The following is a 19,051-nucleotide window of genomic DNA, read 5'->3' as shown; positions in this document are numbered from 1 at the left end:
GGCCGGGCCCGGTGCGCGTCGGGGCGGAGCGGGTCAGCGGGCGGCGCGTAGCCAGCAGCGGGCGGCCCGGGCGAGGGAGAAGTAGCCGGCACCGACCAGCAGCGCGCCAATGATCATCGGAGGCCAGGTCAGGGCGGCGTCCCAGAGCTGCACCGACCAGGCGAACAGGGCGACCCCGACGACCGCACCGAGCGCCAGCGCGCCGGTCAGGCCCAGCCCCACCAGCCGACCGGCCACCGGCACCTCGGCCCGGCCGCGTCGCGCCGCGCCCGCCCCGAGCACCAGCGCGGCCAGGGCGAAGCCGGCCACGCCCAGCCAGACCCAGTTCACCGAGGCGGAGAGGAGCTGGTAGCCGGCGGGCGGTGGCGGGCCGCCGCTCCAGCTGGAACCCCGCCAGGTGAGGTCGCCGGCGACCAGCAGGACCAGGGCCACCGCGAACGCCCGTACGGACAGCCCCCGCAGCGCCGCCGCCGCCAGTTCCGCCTGGTAGGCCGGTGCCAGCTGGGCCGGCGCGCCGAACTCGGCCACCGCCCGGCGCTCCGCCTCCGCCGCCGACAGCCCACCCTCCCGGTACGCCTCGGCGGCGTCGTCCAGCGCGTGCCGCAGCTCGACCATCAGCTCCGCCTTGAGCCGGGCCGGCCCGCGCAGCCGGTCGTCCAGCTCGCGCAGCCGGTCCGCCACCCGTACGTCCTCGAACCCCCGCATGGGGCCACCCTGCCACGGGCGGACCGGTAGGCGCGTCGGGGAGATTCCCGGAACCGGTCTCAGGGGGCCAGGGCGAGGTACCCGCGCTCGGCCGCCGCCTGGAGCAGCCACTGGTCGCGGTACCAGCCGGGGGCGGCCACCAGCTCGGCGTGCCGGCCACGCTGGCTCACCCGCCCGGCGTCGAGCACCACGATCTCGTCCAGCCCGTCGAGGCCGCTGAGCCGGTGGCTGATCAGCAGCACGGAATGCCCCGCCGGGGTGGCGGCGAGCGCGGAGGCGAGCACCGCATCGGCGGCGGCCGGGTCGAGCCCCTCGGTCGGCTCGTCCAGCACGAGCACGGGCGGGGCGGCGAGCAGCGCCCGGGCCAGGGCGAGCCGCTGCCGCTGCCCCCCGGAGAGCTGTCCGCCCTCCTCGCCGACCACCGTGTCCCAGCCGTCGGGCTGCTCGCGTACCCAGTCGAGCAGGCCGGCGGCCCGGGTCGCGGCGGCCAGCTCCTCCTCGCCCGCTGCCGGTCGGCCGAGCAGCAGGTTGTCCCGGACCGAGGCGTGGAAGACGTACGCCTCGGCGAGCAGCCCGCCGATCGCCCGGGGCAGGTCCTCCGCCGGGTACGCCGACAGGTCCACCCCGTCCAGGGTGACCCGGCCCGCGTCGGGGTCCACCGCGCCGGTGAGCACGGCGGCCAGGGTGCTCTTGCCGGCGCCGCTCGGGCCCACCACGGCGACCCGGCGGCCGGCCGGCAGGTCCAGGTCGAGCCCGTCCAGGGCGGGGGCGGCGCCCTCCCGGTAGCGGACGGTCACCCCGTCGAACCGCACGTCGTGGGTGGGCCGGGCGGCCGGCGTCGCGCCGCCCTCGGCGCCGGTGGGAGGCAGGGGAGTGTCGAGCAGGGCGGCGACCCGGGTCAGGCCGGCGCGCAGTTGGGTGCGTTGCCGGGCCGCGCCGACCAGGGCCAGCGCGATCTCCACCGCGGCGAGGGTGCCGACGGCCAGCACGCCGACCAGCACCCCGTCGACGCCGGCGCGCAGCGCGGCGAGCACCACCCCGGCGGCGGTCAGCCCGGCGATCAGCACCCCGGCGGCGTCGACGGCGAACCCGGTCACGGCGAGCCGGCGTTCCAGCCGGGCCAGCCGGTCGGCGCGGTCGGTCGCGGCGCGCAGCGCGTACCCGGTGGCGCCGAAGGCGGCCAGGTCGGCGACGCCGTGGGTGAGGTCGACGGCGTCGGTGGCGAGCGCCCCGCGCAGCGGCGCGACCTGGTCGGCGGCCCGCCGGGTCAGCGCGGTGGCCAGCGCGGGCAGCGCGACCCCGGCGACCAGCAGTCCCACCGCGAGCACGCCGGCGGCAGGGAGCGAGATCAGCGCGGCCCCGCCGACGGCGAGCAGGCTCACCAGCGCGGCGGCGGCCCCGGGCACGAGCACCCGTAGCAGCAGGTCCTGGACGGCCTCCACGTCGGAGACGAGCCGGCTCAGCGCGTCGCCGGACCGCTCGGCGGCGGGCCCCCGGCGGGCGGCCAGGGTGGCGAAGACCCGGGCCCGTACGTCGGTGATCATCCGGAGCACGGCGTCGTGGCCGGCGAGCCGTTCGGTGTAGCGGAACACGCCCCGGCCGATGGCGAGCGCCCGGACGGCGACGATGGCGACGGTGAGGCGGTCCAGCGGTGGCCGGCCGGCGGCGCTCATCAGCAGCCAGGTGGCGGTCGCCATCAGCGCCAGGCCGGCGAATTCGGTGGCCGCGGCGAGCAGCCCCGCGCCGGCCAGCCGGCCCAGGTACGGCCGGGCCAGCCGCAGCACCGTCCGCTCCGCGCCGGGGCGGGAGCGGGTGGTGCGACCCGAGGGCGGCAGCTCGGCCGGGGTCGGGCCGCCGGTGTCCCGGCCCTCGGGGCGGACGCCTCCGGTGGTCATCTGCTCGCCTCCCCGGCGGGTGTCGGGGTCAGCTCGGTGACCCGGCCGTCCTCGACCCGCAGGATCCGGTCGGCGTCCTCGAGCAGCGCCGGCCGGTGCGCGACGAGCAGCGCGGTACGCCCCGCGACCAGTCGCCGGGTGGCGGCCAGCACCACGGCCTCGCTGGCGCTGTCGAGCCGGGCGGTGGGCTCGTCGAGGAGCACCAGCGGGGCGTCCCGGAGGAAGGCCCGGGCCAGCGCGACCCGCTGCCGTTGCCCGCTGGACAGGCCGTGGCCGCGCTCGCCCAGCGTGGTGGCCAGCCCGTCGGGCAGGTCCGCGACCACGTCCTGCAACGCGGCGTCGGCGACCGCGTCGGCGAGCGCCGCGTCCGGGGTGTCGGGGGCGCCAAGCCGGATGTTGTCGGCGAGCGAGGCGGCGAAGAGGTGGGCCCGCTGCGGCACCCAGGCCACCTGCCGGCGCCAGGCGTCGTGGTCGACGTCGGCGAGGTCCACGCCGTCGACGGTGACCCGGCCGGAGGTGGGGGTGACGAAGCCGAGCAGCAGGCCGAGCAGGGTGCTCTTGCCGGCGCCGCTGGGCCCGATGACCGCGATCCGCTCACCGGGCCGGATGGTCAGGTTGACCTCGCGCAGCGCGGTGGTCCGCTCGTACGCCACGGTCACGTCGGTGAAGCGGATCTCGCCGCGGCCGTCCGGCGCCGGGGCGCGCTCGCCGGCCGGTGCGGCGGCGGCCGGGGCGGCCGAGACGGTCAGCGCCTCGTCCAGGGCGGTGAGCCCCTCCATGCTGGCGTGGAACTTGCTGCCGGCCGCCCGCAGCGGCAGGTACGCCTCCGGCGTGAGCAGCAGCACCAGCAGCGCGGTGGAGAGGGTGATCCCGCCGCTGAGCAGCCGGATGCCGACCGGCACCGCGACCAGCGCCACCGACAGGGTGGCGACCAGCTCCAGCACCAGTGCGGAGAGGAAGGCGATCCGCAGGGTCTTCATGGTGGCGACCCGGTGCCCGTCGGCCATCCGGCGCACCACGTCGGTCTGGGCCCGGGCCCGGCCGAAGGCGCGCAGCGTGGGCAGCCCGGCGACCATGTCGAGGAAGTGCCCGCCGAGCAGCGACAGCCGGTGCCACTGGCGTTCGGTGGCGGCCTGCGCCTGCCAGCCGAGCAGCGCGCCGAAGACCGGGATCAGCGGAATGGTCAGCGCGATGATCAGCGCCGAGCCCCAGTCGGCGAAGACCAGCCGGGCCAGCACGGCCAGCGGCACGGTCACGCTGAGCACCAGCTGCGGGAGGTAGCCGGTGAAGTAGGCGTCCAGCGCGTCGAGGCCCCGGCCGGTGAGGGTGGCGAGCTGACCGGCGCGCTGCCCGGCGACCCACCCGGGCCCGTGCCGGCCGACGGCGGCGAGCAGGTCGGCCCGGAGCGTCGCCTTCACGGTGGCCGCCGCGCGCGCCGCCACCGTCCCCTGCGCCCAGGCGACCGTGGCCCGTGCGCCCACGGCGACGACGAAGCCGGCCAGCGCGACGGTGTCGAGCCGGCCGTCGAAGGCGGTGGCCAGCACCGCGGCCAGGGCGGTGGCCTGCCCCACGACCAGCAGCGCGGTGAGCCCGCCCAGGATCGCGAGCACGGCGAGGTCGCGCCGGGCCCCGGGGACCCGACGCAGCAGACGCGGGTCGAAGGGACGGCGGTTCACCAGTACACCGGTGCCCTGCCGTCGGTCCGTCCCCGGAACACCCACCAGCACATTGCCTGAAAGCCTAGTAGGGCCGGCAGGAGCGGCAGCGCGAGCCAGCCCAGCAACCGCAGCGTCGGGCCGCTGGCCGCCGCGTCGGCCACGCTGAGGGAGGCGGCCGGGTCGACGGTGGAGACCAGCACCCAGGGCCAGAGCGTCGCGCCGACCAGGGCCACCGGCAGCGCCAGCGCCGCGCCGGTGGCGGCGAAGGCCACGCCGGGCCGCCCCCGGTCCAGCGCCGCGCGCGCCACCAGCAGCGCCGCGGCCAGCGACAACGGCAGGAGTACGGCGACCAGCGGTCGCGCCGCGGCGGCGCGTACCCGGTCGGAGAGCAGGCCCAGGACGGTGGCCGTGGCGACCGCGGCGAGCGCCACCGGGACCAGCCGGCGGGCCAGCCGCCCGAGGGCCGCGGCGTCGGTGGCCGGCAGCCGGAGGGTGAGGAACGTCGCACCGTGCACGGCGACCAGGGCGAGCATCGCGAGCCCGGCGGCGGCGGCGAACGGGGTGGCCAGGTGGCTCACCCCGGCGACGTGGCCGTCGGCGTGCCGGGGTACGCCCTGGAGCAGCCCACCGAGCAGCGCGCCCCAGCCCAGCGCGGCGAGGGCGCTGCCGGCGACCACCACCCGGTCCCAGCGGGCCCGGGTCGCCGCGACCGTCGGCCGGCTGCGCAGCTGCACCCCGGCGGTCACCAGGATCACCCCGGCCAGCGCCCCGACCACGGCCGGGTAGAAGCCGGAAAGCAGCTCGCCCTCCAGCGTGGGGAAGGCGCCGAAGAGGATGCCGACGGCCGCGACCAGCCACACCTCGTTGCCGAGGAAGAACGGCCCGAGCGCGGTGAGCGCGGCGCGCCGGCGGGCCGGGTCGCCGGCCCGGGCCAGCGACAGCCCGACGCCGTAGTCGTAGCCGCCGAGGACCAGGTACGTGGCGAAGAAGAGCCCGAGCAGGGCGTACCAGGCGAGTTCCACGGTGCTCTCCCTCAGGCGAAGGCGGGTTCGGGGCGGGCGTCGTCGTCCCGGCCGCCGGGCGGGCGGCCGAGCGCGGGGTCGCCGGCGCCCCGGGCGGCGTGCCGGGCGAGCAGCGCCCAGTTGATGACGGCGAGGGTGCCGAGCAGCAGGCTGAAGCCGATCAGGGAGGCGAGCATCAGCCCGGCGTCCACCCCGGAGACCGCCTGCTCGGTGGGGAGCAGCCCGTACGCCACCCAGGGCTGGCGGCCGACCTCGCGGGCGATCCAGCCCAGGATCACGGCGACGAAGGGCAGCGGCAGGGCGAACAGGATCAGCCAGAGCGGGAAGCGCAGCCGGATGACCCAGTCCCGCCAGAGCAGCGGGAGCAGCAGCCAGACGCAGCCCAGGGTGAAGCCGATCAGGATCATGAAGCCGAGGCCCACGCCGGCGAGCGCCGGCGGGCTGTAGTCGCCGGGGCCGAACCGGGCGGTCCACTCGGCGACCAGGGCGTCGGCCTCCGGTCCGCCGCCGAACTTGGTGGGCTGCACCTGCGCGACCGGGCCGAACTGGGCGAAGCCGAAGCCCTGCACCAGGGTGACCGCGATCGCGGCGGTGACCAGCCCGATCCGTAGCGAGGTGCGGAACAGCGCGAAGTCCGGCGTCCGGCGGATCAGGTGCCAGGCGCTGACCGCGGCCATCAGCACCCCGCCGGTGAGCAGCGCGGCGGCGACCACGTGCCCGAACGCCATGCCGAGGGACGGGTTGGTCAGCAGCGCGCCGAAGTCGGTGAGGTGGGCGATGCCGTCGCGCAGCTCGTAGCCGACCGGGTTCTGCAACCAGGAGTTGGCCACCATGATCCAGAACGCGGAGGCGTACGCGGTCAGCGCGACGCCCCAGAGCAGCGCGAGGTGCACCCCGCGGCGCAGCCGGTGCCAGCCGAAGATCCACATGCCGAGGAACGTGGACTCCAGGAAGAACGCGACCAGCGTCTCGATCGCCAGTGGCGCCCCGAAGACGTTGCCGACGTAGCGCGACAAGCCGCTCCAGTTCAGCCCGAACTGGAACTCCATCACGATGCCGGTGGCGATGCCGAGCACGTAGTTGATCACGTAGAGCTGGCCCCAGAAGCGGGTCAGGCGCTCCCAGGCCGGGTTGCCGGTGAGGAACCAGGCCGTCTGCAGGCCCGCCAGCAGGGTGACCAGGCCCAGCGTGACCACCACGAAGAGGAAGTGGATCGAGGTGGTGGTGGCGAACTGCAGGCGCGCGAGGAGCAGGGTGTCCATGACCGCTCTCCAGTAGTTGGCTCGCTTTTCGTAGCGATCCTACACGTAGCTTCTCTACGTATGTCTACTACGAGTTGTCGTAGGTGGTGCTACGACAGGTCGTAGTAGATGTGGGGGCGATGCGCCGAAGAGCCGGCGGGCGGCAGCGCAGGATGGACCGGCCCCCGGCCGGTCAGCAGGGCCGGGGGTTGCCGGGGAGAGCGGCCGGTGTCAGCTGAGGAAGAGGGAGATCGGCAGCGCGACCAGGGTGGCCGACACTGCCAGCGCGGCGGCCCCGATTAGGCGGGGCGGCCGGTCGGCCACCATCAGTCGCTGCATCCGGGCGTCCAGGTCGCCCTCGCCCATGCCCAGCGCACCCGCCGGGGTGATCCGGTCCCCGCAGGCGGCGAAGCGGCGCAGCGCACCCGCCAGCGGGGCCTCGGCGTGCAGCTCGCGGGCCTTGTCGTCGGCCCGCATCTCGACCAGCAGGGCGACCCGCTCGTGCGCGTCCCGCACCCAGCGGAACCACGGCAGCGCCCGGCAGAGCGCGGTGAACGGCAGCAGCACCAGGTCGTGCCGCTCCTGCGCGTGCGCCCGCTCGTGGGTGAGCACCGCCGCCAGCTCGGCCCGGTCGAGCAGATTCAGGGTGCCGGCGCTGACCACCACCCGGGGCCGGACCCCGGGCAGGCAGTACGCCGCGGCGCTCGGGTGGTCCAGCACCAGCGCGCCCGGCACGGTGGGATCCCGCCGGGCGACCAGGGTGAGCAGGTCCCGGTGCCGGCGCTGGGCGCGGACGCTCGCGTGGACGCTGCGCACGGTGGTGGCGAGCAGCACCGCGCCGATGCCGAAGCCGATGCCGACCAGACCCAGGTGCTCGGCGCCCAGCCCGGCCGGGAGGGTGCCGTGACTCAGGTCGGTGGCCAGGGCGATCAGGGCGCTGCCGGTCGGCCGGTCGTACGCCGCCAGGCCGAGCGCCATCGGCAGGCCCATCGCGGAGAGGCCGACCGCCAGCCCGACCGCCTGCCAGCAGACGATCGCCACCCGGGGAGCGCGCCACGTCCAGGTGGACCCGGCGAGGACCTGCGCGGTCAGGTAGCAGGCCAGCATCGACACGGCGAAGTGCACGGCGAAGGCCATGGCTGCCGCCCTACCTCTCCGTGGCCTCGTCGGCGAGCCGGGCCCGGCCGGCCCGCGGGTCCTCGACCCGGTCGGTCAGCCCCGCCTCGGCGCCCAGCGCCGCGCGCAGCACCTCCGCCTCCGTCCCGGTGACCGACCGCGCGAAGCGGACCAGCGCGGCGTCCCGGCTCCCGCCGAGGTCGAGCGCGTCCAGCATGAGCTGGGCGATGTGCGCCTCGCGGCTGGCCGCGGCCCGGTACCGCCAGGCCCGCCCCTCCCGCTCACGCTGCACCATGCCCTTGCCGGCGAGCCGGTCCAGCACGGTCATCACCGTGGTGTACGCCAGTTCACGGCCGTCCAGGGCGTCGGCGACCTCGCGCACGGTCACCCCGTCCGACGTGGCGGGGACCGAGTCCCACAGCACGTCCATCACCGCACGTTCGAGATCACCCAGCCGAGTCACGCCGCCAATCCTACCTCCCGTAGTAGGTGATCGGCCCCGCCCGGGGTGCCGGTCCGCCGCAACGGCACGAAGCCGTTGATCGCCCGGCGAGCCGCGGCGGACGGTCGGGCGACCGGACCGGCCGATGAGTGCGGGGGCGGCGACAGTCGATCGATGCCCGCCGTAGCCGTTCAGCCCGACCTGATCGGTGGCGCTGTCCTGTGCCGGACCAGCGTCTTTCCGACACCGCTTCCGCCTGATAGACGACCTCTAATCTGCGAAGGAGGCGACCATGAGGGTCCGCGTTCGCTGCCTGGTCGTGCTGTCCGCACTGGCGCTGCTGGTACCGATCGGCGCGGTGCCGGCGGCGGCGGCCGAACCCGCCGCCCCCACCGGCGTGGTCGCCGAGGTCGACGGCCTCGCCGTCCGGGTGAGCTGGACGCCCCCGCCGGACACCACGGGCATCACCGGTTACCGCGTCAGCACGATTCCCGCCGGCCTGTCCCTCGACGTCCCGGCCGGCGCGGACCGGGCGGTACTGGCCGGCGTCCGGCCGAACACCCCGTACGTCGCACAGGTGGTCGCGGTGGCCGGCACCGACGTGTCGTCCGCCACCCCGGCGGACCGGGCCGTCACCGTCGCGGCTCCGGGTGGCTCGCTCACCGCCGTCCCGCCGGCCCGGCTGCTCGACACCCGGTCGGGGGTGGGCTCGCCCACGGGAGCCACCCGGCAGGTGTCCCTCACCGTGACGGGCCGGGGCGGCATTCCCGCGACCGACGTGGCGGCCGTGGCGCTGAACGTCACGGTCACCGGGCCGGCGGGCAACGGCTTCGTGACGGCGTACCCGGGCGGGACGGCCCGACCGACGGCGTCCAACGTCAACTTCCTCAAGGGTCAGACGGTCTCGAACCTGGTCGTGGTGCCGGTGGGGCAGGGCGGCACCGTCGTCCTGTACTCGTCCGTCACGACCCAGCTGGTGGCCGACGCCGCCGGCTGGTTCTCCACCGCCGCTTCCGCCTCACCCGCCGCCGGCCTGTTCCACGGCCTCAGCCCCGCTCGGCTCGCCGACACGCGGGTCGGTCTCGGGGGCGCCACACCCGGGCCGGGCGGCCGGCTCGACCTCCAGGTGACTGGCGCCGGTGGGGTGCCGGCGGCCGGTGTGTCGGCGGTGGTGCTCAACACCACCGTGGCCGGGTCGACCGCCGCCGGCTTCGTGACGGCCTTTCCGGCGGGTCGACCACAACCGACGGCGTCGACGGTCAACTTCGCGGCCGGGCAGGTCGTCGCGAACCGGGTGATCGTGCCGGTGGGCAGCGACGGCAAGGTCAGCTTCGCCAACCGGGCCGGCTCGACGCCGCTCGTCGTCGACGTGACCGGATGGTTCAGCGACGGCTCGGACCCCTCCGCCGGCGGCGGCTACCTGGCCAGCGTGCCACCCACCCGGGTCGTCGACACCCGCGTCGGGCTGGGCGCTCCCAGGGCGCCGGTCGCCGCGGGCGCGTCACTGCCCGTCGCGGCGGCCGGACAGGCCGGCCTGCCACCCGCCACTGCGCCGGTTCCCCCGACCGGAATCATCGCCAACGTCACGGCCGTCGGACCGACCAGCGCCGGCTTCCTGACGGTCTATCCGTCACTCACCGCCCGACCCGATGCGTCCGACCTCAACTTCACGGCGGGCAGGACCGTGCCGAACCTCTCGGTGGCCCCGCTCGGTACCGACGGCCGGATGCTCGTCTACAACCGCGCGGGCGCCACGCACGTGCTGGTCGACGTGGTCGGCTACTTCCTCGGTGACAGCGCGGCGCCCAGCAGCACCCGGCAGGCCCAGCCGGGCGACGTCGAGGCCGTGACCGGCGCGCCCGAGGGCACCCGCGAGATCGTTCTGGCGCCGGAGGCGACCGTGCCGAAGGTGGGTGAGGTGCTCACCGCCGGCGTGGCTCCGGCCACCCCGGACGGACTGCTGGTGAAGGTCACCGACACGGGCACCGACGAGCAGGGCCAACCGGTGCTCACCACCGAACCGGCCACCCTCCAGGAGGCCTTCGGTGCCGGGCACTTCTCGGTGTCGGCGCCGCTCTCCGCCGAGGACGTCGTTCCCGCCGGCGCGGCGGTCGGGCCTGGTCGGGCAGCACTGACGCCGGACCGGATCCAGCGTCGCCTCACCGGAGCCGAGTCGGTCAGTGCGGTCGGGCAGGCGATCAACAGGGCGGTGAGCTGCTCGGGCGGTGGCTCGATCAGCGTGGTCGGAAACGTCAGCGTCAGCCCGTCCGTCGACCTCTCGGTCGAGTGGGGCTGGTTCTCCGTGAAATCGGCGACCTTCACCGGCACTCTCACCCAGGACGCCTCGCTGACCGCCACCGCACAGGCGGCCAGCGGCTGCCGCCTCGGCCCGGTCGCCCTGCTGGCACACCCGATCCGGTTCACCCCGATCACCTTCAACGTCGGGCCGGTGCCGGTGGTGGTCACGCCGCAGCTGCAGTTCTACCTCTCCGCCAACGGCACGGTCAGCGCGCAGGTCACCGCAGCTGCTACCCAGCGCGCCTCCGGCACGCTGGGGCTGTCCTGGTCCGACGCCGGTCTCCGCCCGATCGCCCAGACCAGCAGCAGCTTCAGCTACACGCCGCCCACCCTCTCCGGTGGCGCGTCGGTGACGGCGAGCGTCGGCCCCCGGCTCGAACTGTTCCTGTACGGGTTGGCCGGCCCGTACCTGACGGCCGGCATCATGGTGGAGCTCGCGGCCAACCCGGCGGCCGAGCCGTGGTGGACGCTGACCGGGGGTCTGGACGCGGGGGCGGGCATCGCCCTGCCCTCGCTCGGCTTCGACAAGAGCAACCCGTCGATCCTCCGCTACCGCAAGGTGCTCGCCCACGCCCCCTGGCCGCAGCACCTGTACGCCGTGGAGTGCCTGAGCGCCGACTGCTACTCGTCTCTCCGGCTGGTGCAGACCGACGATCGGGGCGGTGCGAAGCGGCAGATCGGCGGCACGTTCTCCGGGGGAGTGATCGGCATGGCGGTCAACCCGGCCGGCACCGAGATCGTCTACCAGCGTCGGGCGCCGGACGGCGCGCTTCCGCTCTTCGTCCGCAACGTGGCCACCGGGCAGGACCGCCAGCTCACCTTCCAGGACCGGCAGTGCAGCGGCGAGCCCACCTTCGACAAGTTCCCGGTGTGGTCCCCGAACGGCGCGACCATCAGCTTCAGCCGAAGCAGCAGCTTCGGCTGGTACACCTGTCCCACGGACGGGATCTACGTCGTGTCCGCCGGGGGCGGCACACCCACCCGCATCTCCACGCAACGCTCCGACGGGCCGCCGTCGTGGAACCCGTCGACCGACCGGTGGGCGATGACCACCGCGACGCAGCCGCCGACGCTGTACACGAGCGCGACCAACGGCAGCGGAAAGAAGACCCTCTACACCGGCTCCAGCAGCGACGGCTTCAGCCCCGCCGCGTGGTCACCCAACGGCTCGACGATCGCCTTCGGCACCGACTCCGGCCGGCTGTACGGGTACTCGCCGGCCGGCGCCAGGCTGTGGAGCCTGACGCCGGCCAACTACTGCACCGGGTACCCGGTCGCCTGGGCCCGCGACAGCGAGTCGGTGTTCTACCTCGGGTGCCAATCCGGTGACCGCTCCCGCACGATCTACCGGATCAACGCGGCCTCCGGTTCGGCACCCTCGCCCATCACCTTCGATCGCAAGATCATTGCGCTGGCGGTGGGCCGCTGACCCCTCAGACCCCCTTGGGGTGCCAGACCGTCTTGGTCTCCAGCAGGGTGGTCATCCGGGTGATGCCCGGGTCGGCGGTCCAGTCGTGGTCCGCCGGGGCCGGGCGCAGCACCCGCTTGAGGTTCTGCGCTGCCGTGACCTCCAGCTCCGCGGCGAGCGCCGCGTCGGTCACCCCGGTCAGGTCGATCGCGTTGACGTCCATGTGCCCGGCCAGCGCCGGCACCGTCTCGGTGATCTTCCCGGTGAGCAGGTTGACCACGCCGCCGGGCAGATCGGAGGTGGCCAGCACCTCGGCCAGGGTCACCGCGGCGAGGGGCTGCGTCGGCGAGGTCGCCACCACCACCGTGTTGCCGGTGACGATCGCCGGGGCGATCACGCTGACCAGGCCGAGCAGCGCGGGCGTCTCGGGGGCCACCACGGCGACCACGCCGGTCGGCTCCGGCGCGGACAGGTTGAAGTACGGGCCGGCGACCGGGTTGGCCCCGCCGTACACCTGGGGGAGCTTGTCGGACCAGCCGGCGTACCAGACCCAGCGGTCGACCGCCGCGTCCACCTCGTCGCCCGGCACGCCCAGCGCGACGAACTGCTCGCGCCGGCCCTCCAGCATCTCGGCGACCCGGTAGAGGATCTGACCCCGGTTGTACGCGGTCGCGCCGGCCCACCCCTTCACGGCGGCGCGGGCGGCGACGACGGCGTCCCGCGCGTCCTTGCGAGAGGCCAGTGACACGTTGGCGTCCTGCACGAGATACGACCGCCCCGACTCGCTGCGTGGGAACTTCCCGCCGATGAAGAGCTTGTACGTCTTGCGTACCGCGACCCGCTCAGACATTGAGGTAGCCCTCCAGCCCGTGCCGGCCGCCCTCGCGACCGTAGCCCGACTCCTTGTAGCCGCCGAACGGCGAGGTGGGGTCGAACTTGTTGAACGTGTTGGCCCAGACGACGCCGGCGCGGAGCCGGTCGGCCATCCAGAGGATCCGGGAACCCTTGTCGGTCCAGATCCCGGCCGACAGCCCGTACGGCGTGTTGTTCGCCTTCTCGACGGCCTCGGCCGGGGTGCGGAAGGTCAGCACCGACAGCACCGGGCCGAAGATCTCCTCGCGGGCGATCCGGTGCGCCTGGGTGACCCCGGTGAAGATGGTCGGCGCGAACCAGAAGCCCCGCTCGGGCAGCTCGCACGGCGGCGACCAGCGCTCGGCGCCCTCGGCGGACCCGGCGTCGGAGAGCTCGCGGATCCGCTCCAGCTGGGCGGCGGAGTTGATCGCGCCGATGTCGGTGTTCTTGTCCAGCGGGTCGCCGACGCGCAGCTGGGCCATCCGGCGCTTGAGCGACTCCAGCACCCGGTCGGCGACGTTCTCCTGGATCAGCAGCCGGGAGCCGGCGCAGCAGACGTGCCCCTGGTTGAAGAAGATGCCGTTGACGATGCCCTCGACCGCCTGGTCGATCGGGGCGTCGTCGAAGACGATGTTGGCGGCCTTGCCGCCCAGCTCCAGGGTGAGCTTCTTGCGGGTGCCGGCGACGGACCGGGCGATCGCCCGGCCGACCTCGGTCGAGCCGGTGAAGGCCACCTTGTCCACGCCGGCGTGCTCGACCAGCGCGCGGCCGGTCTCGCCCGCGCCGGTGACGATGTTGACCACGCCGGCCGGCAGCTCGGCCTGCTGGCAGATCTCGGCGAAGAGCAGCGCGGTCAGCGGGGTGGTCTCGGCCGGCTTGAGCACCACCGTGTTGCCGGCGGCCAGGGCCGGGGCGATCTTCCAGGCCAGCATCAGCAGCGGGAAGTTCCACGGGATGACCTGCGCGGCGACGCCCACCGGCTTCGGGTCCGGCCCGAAGCCGGCGTAGGGGAGCTTGTCGGCCCAGCCGGCGTAGTAGAAGAAGTGCGCGGCGACCAGGGGCAGGTCGACGTCGCGGGACTCCTTGATCGGCTTGCCGTTGTCCAGCGACTCCAGCACGGCCAGCTCGCGGGAGCGCTCCTGGATGATCCGGGCGATCCGGTACAGGTACTTGGCCCGGTCGCGGCCCGGCATCGGGCCCCAGACCTTCTCGTACGCCGTCCGGGCGGCGCGGACCGCGCGGTCCACGTCCTGCGCGCCCGCCTCGGCGACCTCGGCGAGCACCTCCTCGGAGGCGGGGTTGATGGACTTGAAGCTGCCACCGTCGGTCGGGTCGACGAACCGGCCGTCGACGAACAGCCCGTACGAGGCTTTGATATCCACCACCGAGCGGGACTCGGGGGCGGGCGCGTATTCGAACATCACTCTCAGTCCAGGGTGAAGTAGTCGGGACCGGAGTAGACGCCGGTCGTCAGCTTGGTGCGCTGCATGAGCAGGTCGTTCAGCAGGCTGGAGGCGCCGAAGCGGAACCAGTCCGGGTCCAGCCAGTCCGCACCGACGGTCTCGTTGACCATGACCAGGTACTTGATGGCGTCCTTGGTGGTCTTGATGCCGCCGGCCGGCTTCACGCCGACCTGCCGCCCGGTGGCGGCGCGGAAGTCGCGGACCGCCTCCAGCATCACCAGCGTCACCGGCAGGGTGGCCGCGATCGGGACCTTGCCGGTGGAGGTCTTGATGAAGTCGCCGCCGGCCAGCATCGCCAGCCAGGAGGCCCGCCGCACGTTGTCGTAGGTGGCCAGCTCGCCGGTCTCCAGGATGACCTTGAGGTGGGCGTCGCCGCAGGCGGACTTGGTGGCCACGATCTCGTCGTAGACCTCCTTGTACCGCCCGGCCAGGAAGGCGCCCCGGTTGATCACCATGTCGATCTCGTCGGCGCCGGCCTCGACGGCGGCCCGGGTGTCGGCGAGCTTGATCTCCAGCGGCGCCTGGCCGGAGGGGAAGGCGGTCGCCACGCTGGCCAGGTGCACGCCGGATCCGCGCAGCACCTCGGCCACGTACGGGACCATCGCCGGGTAGACGCAGACCGCGCCGACGTGCGGGCAGCTCGGGTCGGCCGGGTCGGGGCGCAGCGCCTTGGCCGCGAGCGCCCGGACCTTGCCGGGGGTGTCCGCGCCCTCCAGGGTGGTCAGGTCGACCATCCGGATGGCGAGGTCGATCGCCTGGGCCTTGGCGGTGGTCTTGATGGAGCGGGTGCCGAGCTGTGCCGCCCGCTGCTCCGCGCCGACCTGGTCCACGCCCGGCAGGCCGTGCAGGAAGGTCCGCAGAGCGGTCTCGGATCGTCCCAGCTCGGAGAGGTCCGACCGGGCCGACGTCGTTGTCGCCGTCATGCCCCGAATACTACGCATCCGGGCAGGTGGTGATCTTGGTCACGTCCGCCCCCGCCGGCGCTCGGGCACGTGAGCGGGGTCGCTGGTCGCCCCGCACCCGCAGTGCCGGGCCGGGCGGACCGGTAGGTTGAGCGATCGTGGACGTACACGTCATTGACCACCCGCTCGCCCAGTCCCGGCTGACCGCCATGCGGGACGCCCGCACCGACTCGTCGTCGTTCCGGGCCGCGCTGCACGAACTCACCACCATGCTGGTGTACGAGGCCGCGCGCACCTTCCCGGTCGAGAAGTACCCGGTGCAGACTCCGGTCACCGGCACCGAGGGCACCCGGCTGGCCAACCCGCCGCTGCTGGTGCCGGTGCTGCGGGCCGGTCTGGGCATGGCCGACGCCGCGCTCGGCCTGCTGCCGGAATCCTCCATGGGCTTCGTCGGCCTCGCCCGCGACGAGGAGACGTACGAGCCCCGCGCGTACATGGAGTCGCTGCCCCGCGACCTGGCCGGCCTGCCGGTGCTGGTGCTCGACCCGATGCTGGCCACCGGCGGTTCGCTGGAGCACTGCTGCCGGCTGCTCGCCGACCGGGGCTGCACCGACATCACCGTGCTCTGCGTGCTCGCCGCCCCGGTCGGCATCGCCCGGCTGGAGCAGTCCGGCCTGCCGTTGCGCCTGGTCACCGCGTCGATCGACGAGGGGCTCAACGACAACATGTTCATCGTGCCGGGCCTCGGCGACGCCGGCGACCGGCAGTTCGGCGGAATGCCCCGCTTCTAGGCCGTGGGCCGCCCGTGGGCGGCCACCGGCTGATCGCCGCGACGTGCGGGGCGGTTCTCTTCGTCGTGCCACCCATCCCGAGCAAGCTAGGAGACGCCGTGTCCGGCGCGCTGTACGAGATTCCCGCCCTGGCCGTGGTGCCACCGTTGGCCGTCGTGCTCACCCTCGGGGCGTGGCTGGTGCTCCGGCACCGCGGTGCGTTCTCCGCCCGGCGGCTGCTCGCCTGGTGGGTGATGTGCTGGTACCTGCTGGCCGTGGTGGCCGTGACGCTGTTCCCGTTGCAGATCGCGCTGGGTGCCTACGGCAACCAGAGCCCCTGGTACGAGAAGGCGAACTTCATCCCGGTCCTCACCATCGACCCGACGACGTTCGTGCTCAACATCATCATGTTCGTCCCGCTGGGTGTGCTGCTTCCCCTGGTCACCCGGGTCCGCGGCGTCCGGCACGTCGCCCTCGTGTCGCTGGCCGTCAGCGGCGTCGTCGAGATGATGCAGTTCCTCAGCAACGTCCTGGTCAGCAGCGGTCGCCTGGCGGACCTCAACGACCTGCTCGCCAACACGCTCGGCGGGGTGCTCGGTTGCCTGGCCTGGAAGGTGCTCGGCGGGCCCAGCGCCGCCGAGCGGTTCGTGAACCGGGACCGCGCCCCGCAGGTGCGCCAGCCGGTGGGCTGACGCCGCCGCGGCGGCGTTCGCCGACTCGACACCCCCAGGGGCGCGGTTACGCGCGCGGCGGTGCGGGCACCCGCTAGCGTCTGCGGCTATGACTGGTGTTGCGCTCGCCGAAGAGCTGCTGCTGCTGGCGTACGACGACGAGACGGGCCGGGCCACCATGCCCCGGATCAGCCTCGACCTGGGGATGGCCGCTGCCGTCCTGGTCGAGCTGGCCCTGGCCGGGCGCATCGCGTACGCCGACGGGTCCCTGACCGTCACCGACCCGGCGCCGGTCGGCGAGCCGATCATCGACGGGGTGCTCGGCCGGATGGCCGCCGACACCCCGCACACCCCGTCCTCCTGGGTGCAGCGGCTGCGGCACGGCCTGCGCGACAAGATCCTCGGTGACCTGGTCGCCCGGGGCGTGGTCCGCGACGTCGAGGAGACCGAGCTGGGCTTCATCGTGGTGCACCGCTACCCGGTGGCGGACACCTCGGCGGAGGACGACGCCCGGCGGCGGCTGGCCGAGGCGCTGGCCGGCGACCAGGTGTGCGACGAGCGGACCGCCGCGCTGGCCACCCTGGTCGCGGTGCTGCGGATGGAGCCGGCGCTCGGCCTGACCGGCGACGCGGCCGTCGACGCCCGCCGCCGCCTGGAGGAGATCGCCGGCGGTGCCGGCTTCTCCGGCAACGTCAGCCTCGACGACTCGATCGTCCGCCCCTCCGTCGGCCTGGTCGTCGCCGCCCTGGCCCAGGCCGTGGACCAGGCCCTCCGCACCGAGATCGCCACCGCCCTCGGCCTCTGACCCTCCCACCCCACCGAGTTGATCAAGAGGTTTGCGTCAGGAGAGCGCTTCCGGTTGACGCAAACCTCTTGATCAACGAGGCGGAGGGTGGGAGGCGGGGGGGGCGGTGGCGATCTCGGTGCGGAGGGCGGTTACCGCGGCCTGGGCGCGGGTGCGGGCGGTGGGGACGTCGCCGTTGGTGACCGGCTCCACCACCTCCAGGTACGCCTTGAGCTTCGGCTCGGTGCCGGAGGGGCGGATCACCACCCGGGCGGTGCCGGTCCGCAGGATCACCACGTCGGAGGCGGGGCGCAGGTCCTGCGCCTCGCCGACCGGCTGGCCGAGCAGGGTGGTCGGGGTGGCCGCCCGGATCCGCGCCATCGCGGTGGCGATCTCCCGCAGGTCCTCGACCCGCACCGAGAGCTGGTCGGTGTGGTGCACGCCGAACTCGGCGGCCAGCTCGTCCAGCCGGTCGGTCAGCGTCCGGCCCTGCGCCTTCAGGCCGGCGGCCAACTCGGCGACGATCAGCGCGGCGGTGATGCCGTCCTTGTCGCGGACGTGCTCCGGGGCGACGCAGTAGCCCAGCGCCTCCTCGTACCCGAACACCAGCGGCTGCGCCCCGCCGCCGGCCCGCACGATCCACTTGAACCCGGTCAGCGTCTCGTCGTACGGCAGGCCCCGCGCCGCGCACATGGCCCGCAGCAGCGACGACGAGACGATCGTGGTGGCGTACAGGCCGGTGACGCCGCGCCGCATCAGGTGGTCGGCGAGCAGCGCGCCCACCTCGTCCCCGCGCAGCATCCGCCAGCCGGTGCCGCCGTCGCGGACGACCACCGCGCAGCGGTCCGCGTCCGGGTCGTTGGCGATCGCGATGTCGGCGCCGGTCGAGTCGGCGAGCGCGATCAGCCGGTCCACCGCGCCCGGCTCCTCCGGGTTGGGGAAGTGCACGGTCGGGAAGGCCGGGTCCGGCTCGGCCTGCTCCGGCACCACACCGGGCACCGGGAAGCCGGCCCGGGCGAAGGCGGCGGTCAGCACCGCCGCGCCGACCCCGTGCAGCGGCGTGTACGCCACGGCCAGGTCGCGCGGGCCGTCCGGGGTGACCACCGCGGCGGCCCGCTGGACGTACGACGCCACCAGGTCGTCGCCGAGCGCCTGGCCGGCCGGGCCGATCGGCACCCCGGCCAGCGGGCCGACCGCCCGGATGGCCGCCTCGATCCCCGCGTCGGCCGGCGGCACGATCTGCGCCCCCGCCCCGAGCGCCCCACCGAGCTGGGCGCCCAGGTAGACCTTGTAGCCGTTGTCCTGCGGCGGGTTGTGGCTGGCGGTGACCATCACCCCGGCGACCGCGCCGAGGTGCCGGACCGCGTACGCCAGCACCGGGGTGGGCAGCGGCCGGGGCAGCAGCAGCGCGGGCCGGCCCGCGCCGGTGGCCACCTGGGCGGTGCGCTCGGCGAACTCGCGGGAACCGTGCCGGGCGTCGTACCCGATCACCAGCGGGCCCTCGCCGCCCTGGGCGGCGAGCCAGCCGACCAGCCCGGCCGCGGCCTGGGTGACCACGGCGAGGTTCATGCCGTTCGGACCGGCGCGCAGCGGGCCGCGCAGCCCGGCGGTGCCGAAGGTCAGCGGCCCGGCGAACCGGTCGGCCAGCTCCGGCGCGCTCTCCGGCAGCCGGTCGAGCAACGCTCGGAGCTCGTCACGGCTGGCCGGGTCGGGATCGTCGTCGAGCCAACGCCGGGCCTGGTCGCGAATGTCGTCAAGGTCAGTGGTTTCCGCCGCCATTGCCTATGGATAGCACGGCGGCGGATCACCACACCCCGGCGGCCT

At 74.6% G+C, this 19,051-nt stretch carries 15 protein-coding genes; 4 read left to right on the top strand and 11 right to left on the bottom strand.

What is annotated here, in order from left to right; translation table 11 throughout:
- Nucleotides 1-33: 33 nt before the first annotated feature.
- The 7 genes from ACSNN7_RS10485 to ACSNN7_RS10455 form a co-directional block, all read right to left on the bottom strand.
- Entirely contained in the window at nt 34-705 is a 672-nt protein-coding gene (locus tag ACSNN7_RS10485; RefSeq protein ID WP_436680487.1) for a permease prefix domain 1-containing protein, read from the bottom strand.
- Nucleotides 706-764: 59 nt separating this feature from the next.
- On the bottom strand, nt 765-2,600 hold the full coding sequence (gene cydC / locus ACSNN7_RS10480; protein ID WP_436680486.1) for a thiol reductant ABC exporter subunit CydC: 1,836 nt from the start codon (nt 2,598-2,600) through the stop codon (nt 765-767).
- Entirely contained in the window at nt 2,597-4,276 is a 1,680-nt protein-coding gene (gene cydD / locus ACSNN7_RS10475; RefSeq protein ID WP_436680485.1) for a thiol reductant ABC exporter subunit CydD, read from the bottom strand. The genes cydC and cydD overlap by 4 nt, the downstream gene beginning before the upstream one ends.
- Nucleotides 4,273-5,280 (bottom strand): cytochrome d ubiquinol oxidase subunit II, encoded by a 1,008-nt coding sequence (locus tag ACSNN7_RS10470; protein WP_436680484.1) that lies wholly within the window; start codon nt 5,278-5,280, stop codon nt 4,273-4,275. Before ACSNN7_RS10470 ends, cydD begins: the two co-directional genes overlap by 4 nt.
- An 11-nt stretch (nt 5,281-5,291) precedes the next feature.
- Nucleotides 5,292-6,542, bottom strand: coding sequence for a cytochrome ubiquinol oxidase subunit I (locus tag ACSNN7_RS10465; protein WP_436680483.1), 1,251 nt, complete (start codon nt 6,540-6,542; stop codon nt 5,292-5,294).
- A 210-nt stretch (nt 6,543-6,752) separates the two neighbouring features.
- Nucleotides 6,753-7,658, bottom strand: a complete 906-nt coding sequence (locus ACSNN7_RS10460) for a M56 family metallopeptidase (RefSeq protein ID WP_436680482.1) — start codon at nt 7,656-7,658, stop codon at nt 6,753-6,755.
- Nucleotides 7,659-7,668: 10 nt separating this feature from the next.
- Nucleotides 7,669-8,100 carry a BlaI/MecI/CopY family transcriptional regulator gene (locus tag ACSNN7_RS10455; protein WP_436680481.1) on the bottom strand — a complete coding sequence of 144 codons (432 nt, stop codon included), beginning with the start codon at nt 8,098-8,100 and terminating at the stop codon, nt 7,669-7,671.
- Between the two features lie 271 nt (nt 8,101-8,371).
- Here ACSNN7_RS10455 and ACSNN7_RS10450 point away from each other — a divergent pair, with 271 nt between their 5' ends.
- On the top strand, nt 8,372-11,806 hold the full coding sequence (locus ACSNN7_RS10450) for a fibronectin type III domain-containing protein (protein WP_436680480.1): 3,435 nt from the start codon (nt 8,372-8,374) through the stop codon (nt 11,804-11,806).
- A gap of 4 nt (nt 11,807-11,810) precedes the next feature.
- Here ACSNN7_RS10450 and ACSNN7_RS10445 read toward each other — a convergent pair whose 3' ends face one another.
- From ACSNN7_RS10445 to deoC, 3 genes are read right to left on the bottom strand one after another with little or no spacing between them, the layout of a single operon-like run.
- Entirely contained in the window at nt 11,811-12,635 is an 825-nt protein-coding gene (locus tag ACSNN7_RS10445; protein ID WP_436680479.1) for an aldehyde dehydrogenase family protein, read from the bottom strand.
- Nucleotides 12,628-14,058 (bottom strand): aldehyde dehydrogenase family protein, encoded by a 1,431-nt coding sequence (locus ACSNN7_RS10440; protein WP_436680478.1) that lies wholly within the window; start codon nt 14,056-14,058, stop codon nt 12,628-12,630. The genes ACSNN7_RS10445 and ACSNN7_RS10440 overlap by 8 nt, the downstream gene beginning before the upstream one ends.
- A 5-nt stretch (nt 14,059-14,063) precedes the next feature.
- A complete protein-coding gene (gene deoC, locus ACSNN7_RS10435; protein WP_334451502.1) occupies nt 14,064-15,023 on the bottom strand; it encodes a deoxyribose-phosphate aldolase in 960 nt (319 codons plus the stop codon).
- Nucleotides 15,024-15,160: 137 nt separating this feature from the next.
- Here deoC and upp point away from each other — a divergent pair, with 137 nt between their 5' ends.
- From upp to ACSNN7_RS10420, 3 genes are all read left to right on the top strand, one after another.
- The gene (upp, locus tag ACSNN7_RS10430) at nt 15,161-15,793 is read left to right on the top strand and encodes a uracil phosphoribosyltransferase (protein ID WP_436680477.1); all 633 of its coding nucleotides are present in this window, start codon (nt 15,161-15,163) and stop codon (nt 15,791-15,793) included.
- A 98-nt stretch (nt 15,794-15,891) separates the two neighbouring features.
- Nucleotides 15,892-16,464, top strand: a complete 573-nt coding sequence (locus ACSNN7_RS10425) for a VanZ family protein (protein WP_436680476.1) — start codon at nt 15,892-15,894, stop codon at nt 16,462-16,464.
- 88 nt (nt 16,465-16,552) lie between these two features.
- On the top strand, nt 16,553-17,248 hold the full coding sequence (locus tag ACSNN7_RS10420; RefSeq protein ID WP_436680475.1) for a GOLPH3/VPS74 family protein: 696 nt from the start codon (nt 16,553-16,555) through the stop codon (nt 17,246-17,248).
- A gap of 72 nt (nt 17,249-17,320) precedes the next feature.
- Here the strand turns inward: ACSNN7_RS10420 and ACSNN7_RS10415 are convergent, their stop codons facing one another.
- Nucleotides 17,321-19,006 (bottom strand): phospho-sugar mutase, encoded by a 1,686-nt coding sequence (locus tag ACSNN7_RS10415; protein ID WP_436680474.1) that lies wholly within the window; start codon nt 19,004-19,006, stop codon nt 17,321-17,323.
- Nucleotides 19,007-19,051 lie beyond the last annotated feature (45 nt).

It is taken from the genome of Micromonospora sp. URMC 105 (assembly GCF_051386295.1).
Classification (GTDB): domain Bacteria; phylum Actinomycetota; class Actinomycetes; order Mycobacteriales; family Micromonosporaceae; genus Micromonospora.
This window is presented reverse-complemented; position numbering and strand designations above follow the sequence as displayed.

Bases quoted from the DNA above. Each gene is read 5' to 3' on its own strand.
- ACSNN7_RS10485 (WP_436680487.1), bottom strand. From the start codon at position 705: ATGCGGGGGTTCGAGGACGTACGGGTGGCGGACCGGCTGCGCGAGCTG.
- cydC (WP_436680486.1), bottom strand. From the start codon at position 2,600: ATGACCACCGGAGGCGTCCGCCCCGAGGGCCGGGACACCGGCGGCCCG.
- ACSNN7_RS10465 (WP_436680483.1), bottom strand. From the start codon at position 6,542: ATGGACACCCTGCTCCTCGCGCGCCTGCAGTTCGCCACCACCACCTCG.
- ACSNN7_RS10460 (WP_436680482.1), bottom strand. From the start codon at position 7,658: ATGGCCTTCGCCGTGCACTTCGCCGTGTCGATGCTGGCCTGCTACCTG.
- ACSNN7_RS10450 (WP_436680480.1), top strand. From the start codon at position 8,372: ATGAGGGTCCGCGTTCGCTGCCTGGTCGTGCTGTCCGCACTGGCGCTG.
- ACSNN7_RS10445 (WP_436680479.1), bottom strand. From the start codon at position 12,635: ATGTCTGAGCGGGTCGCGGTACGCAAGACGTACAAGCTCTTCATCGGC.
- ACSNN7_RS10440 (WP_436680478.1), bottom strand. From the start codon at position 14,058: ATGTTCGAATACGCGCCCGCCCCCGAGTCCCGCTCGGTGGTGGATATC.
- deoC (WP_334451502.1), bottom strand. From the start codon at position 15,023: ATGACGGCGACAACGACGTCGGCCCGGTCGGACCTCTCCGAGCTGGGA.
- ACSNN7_RS10420 (WP_436680475.1), top strand. From the start codon at position 16,553: ATGACTGGTGTTGCGCTCGCCGAAGAGCTGCTGCTGCTGGCGTACGAC.
- ACSNN7_RS10415 (WP_436680474.1), bottom strand. From the start codon at position 19,006: ATGGCGGCGGAAACCACTGACCTTGACGACATTCGCGACCAGGCCCGG.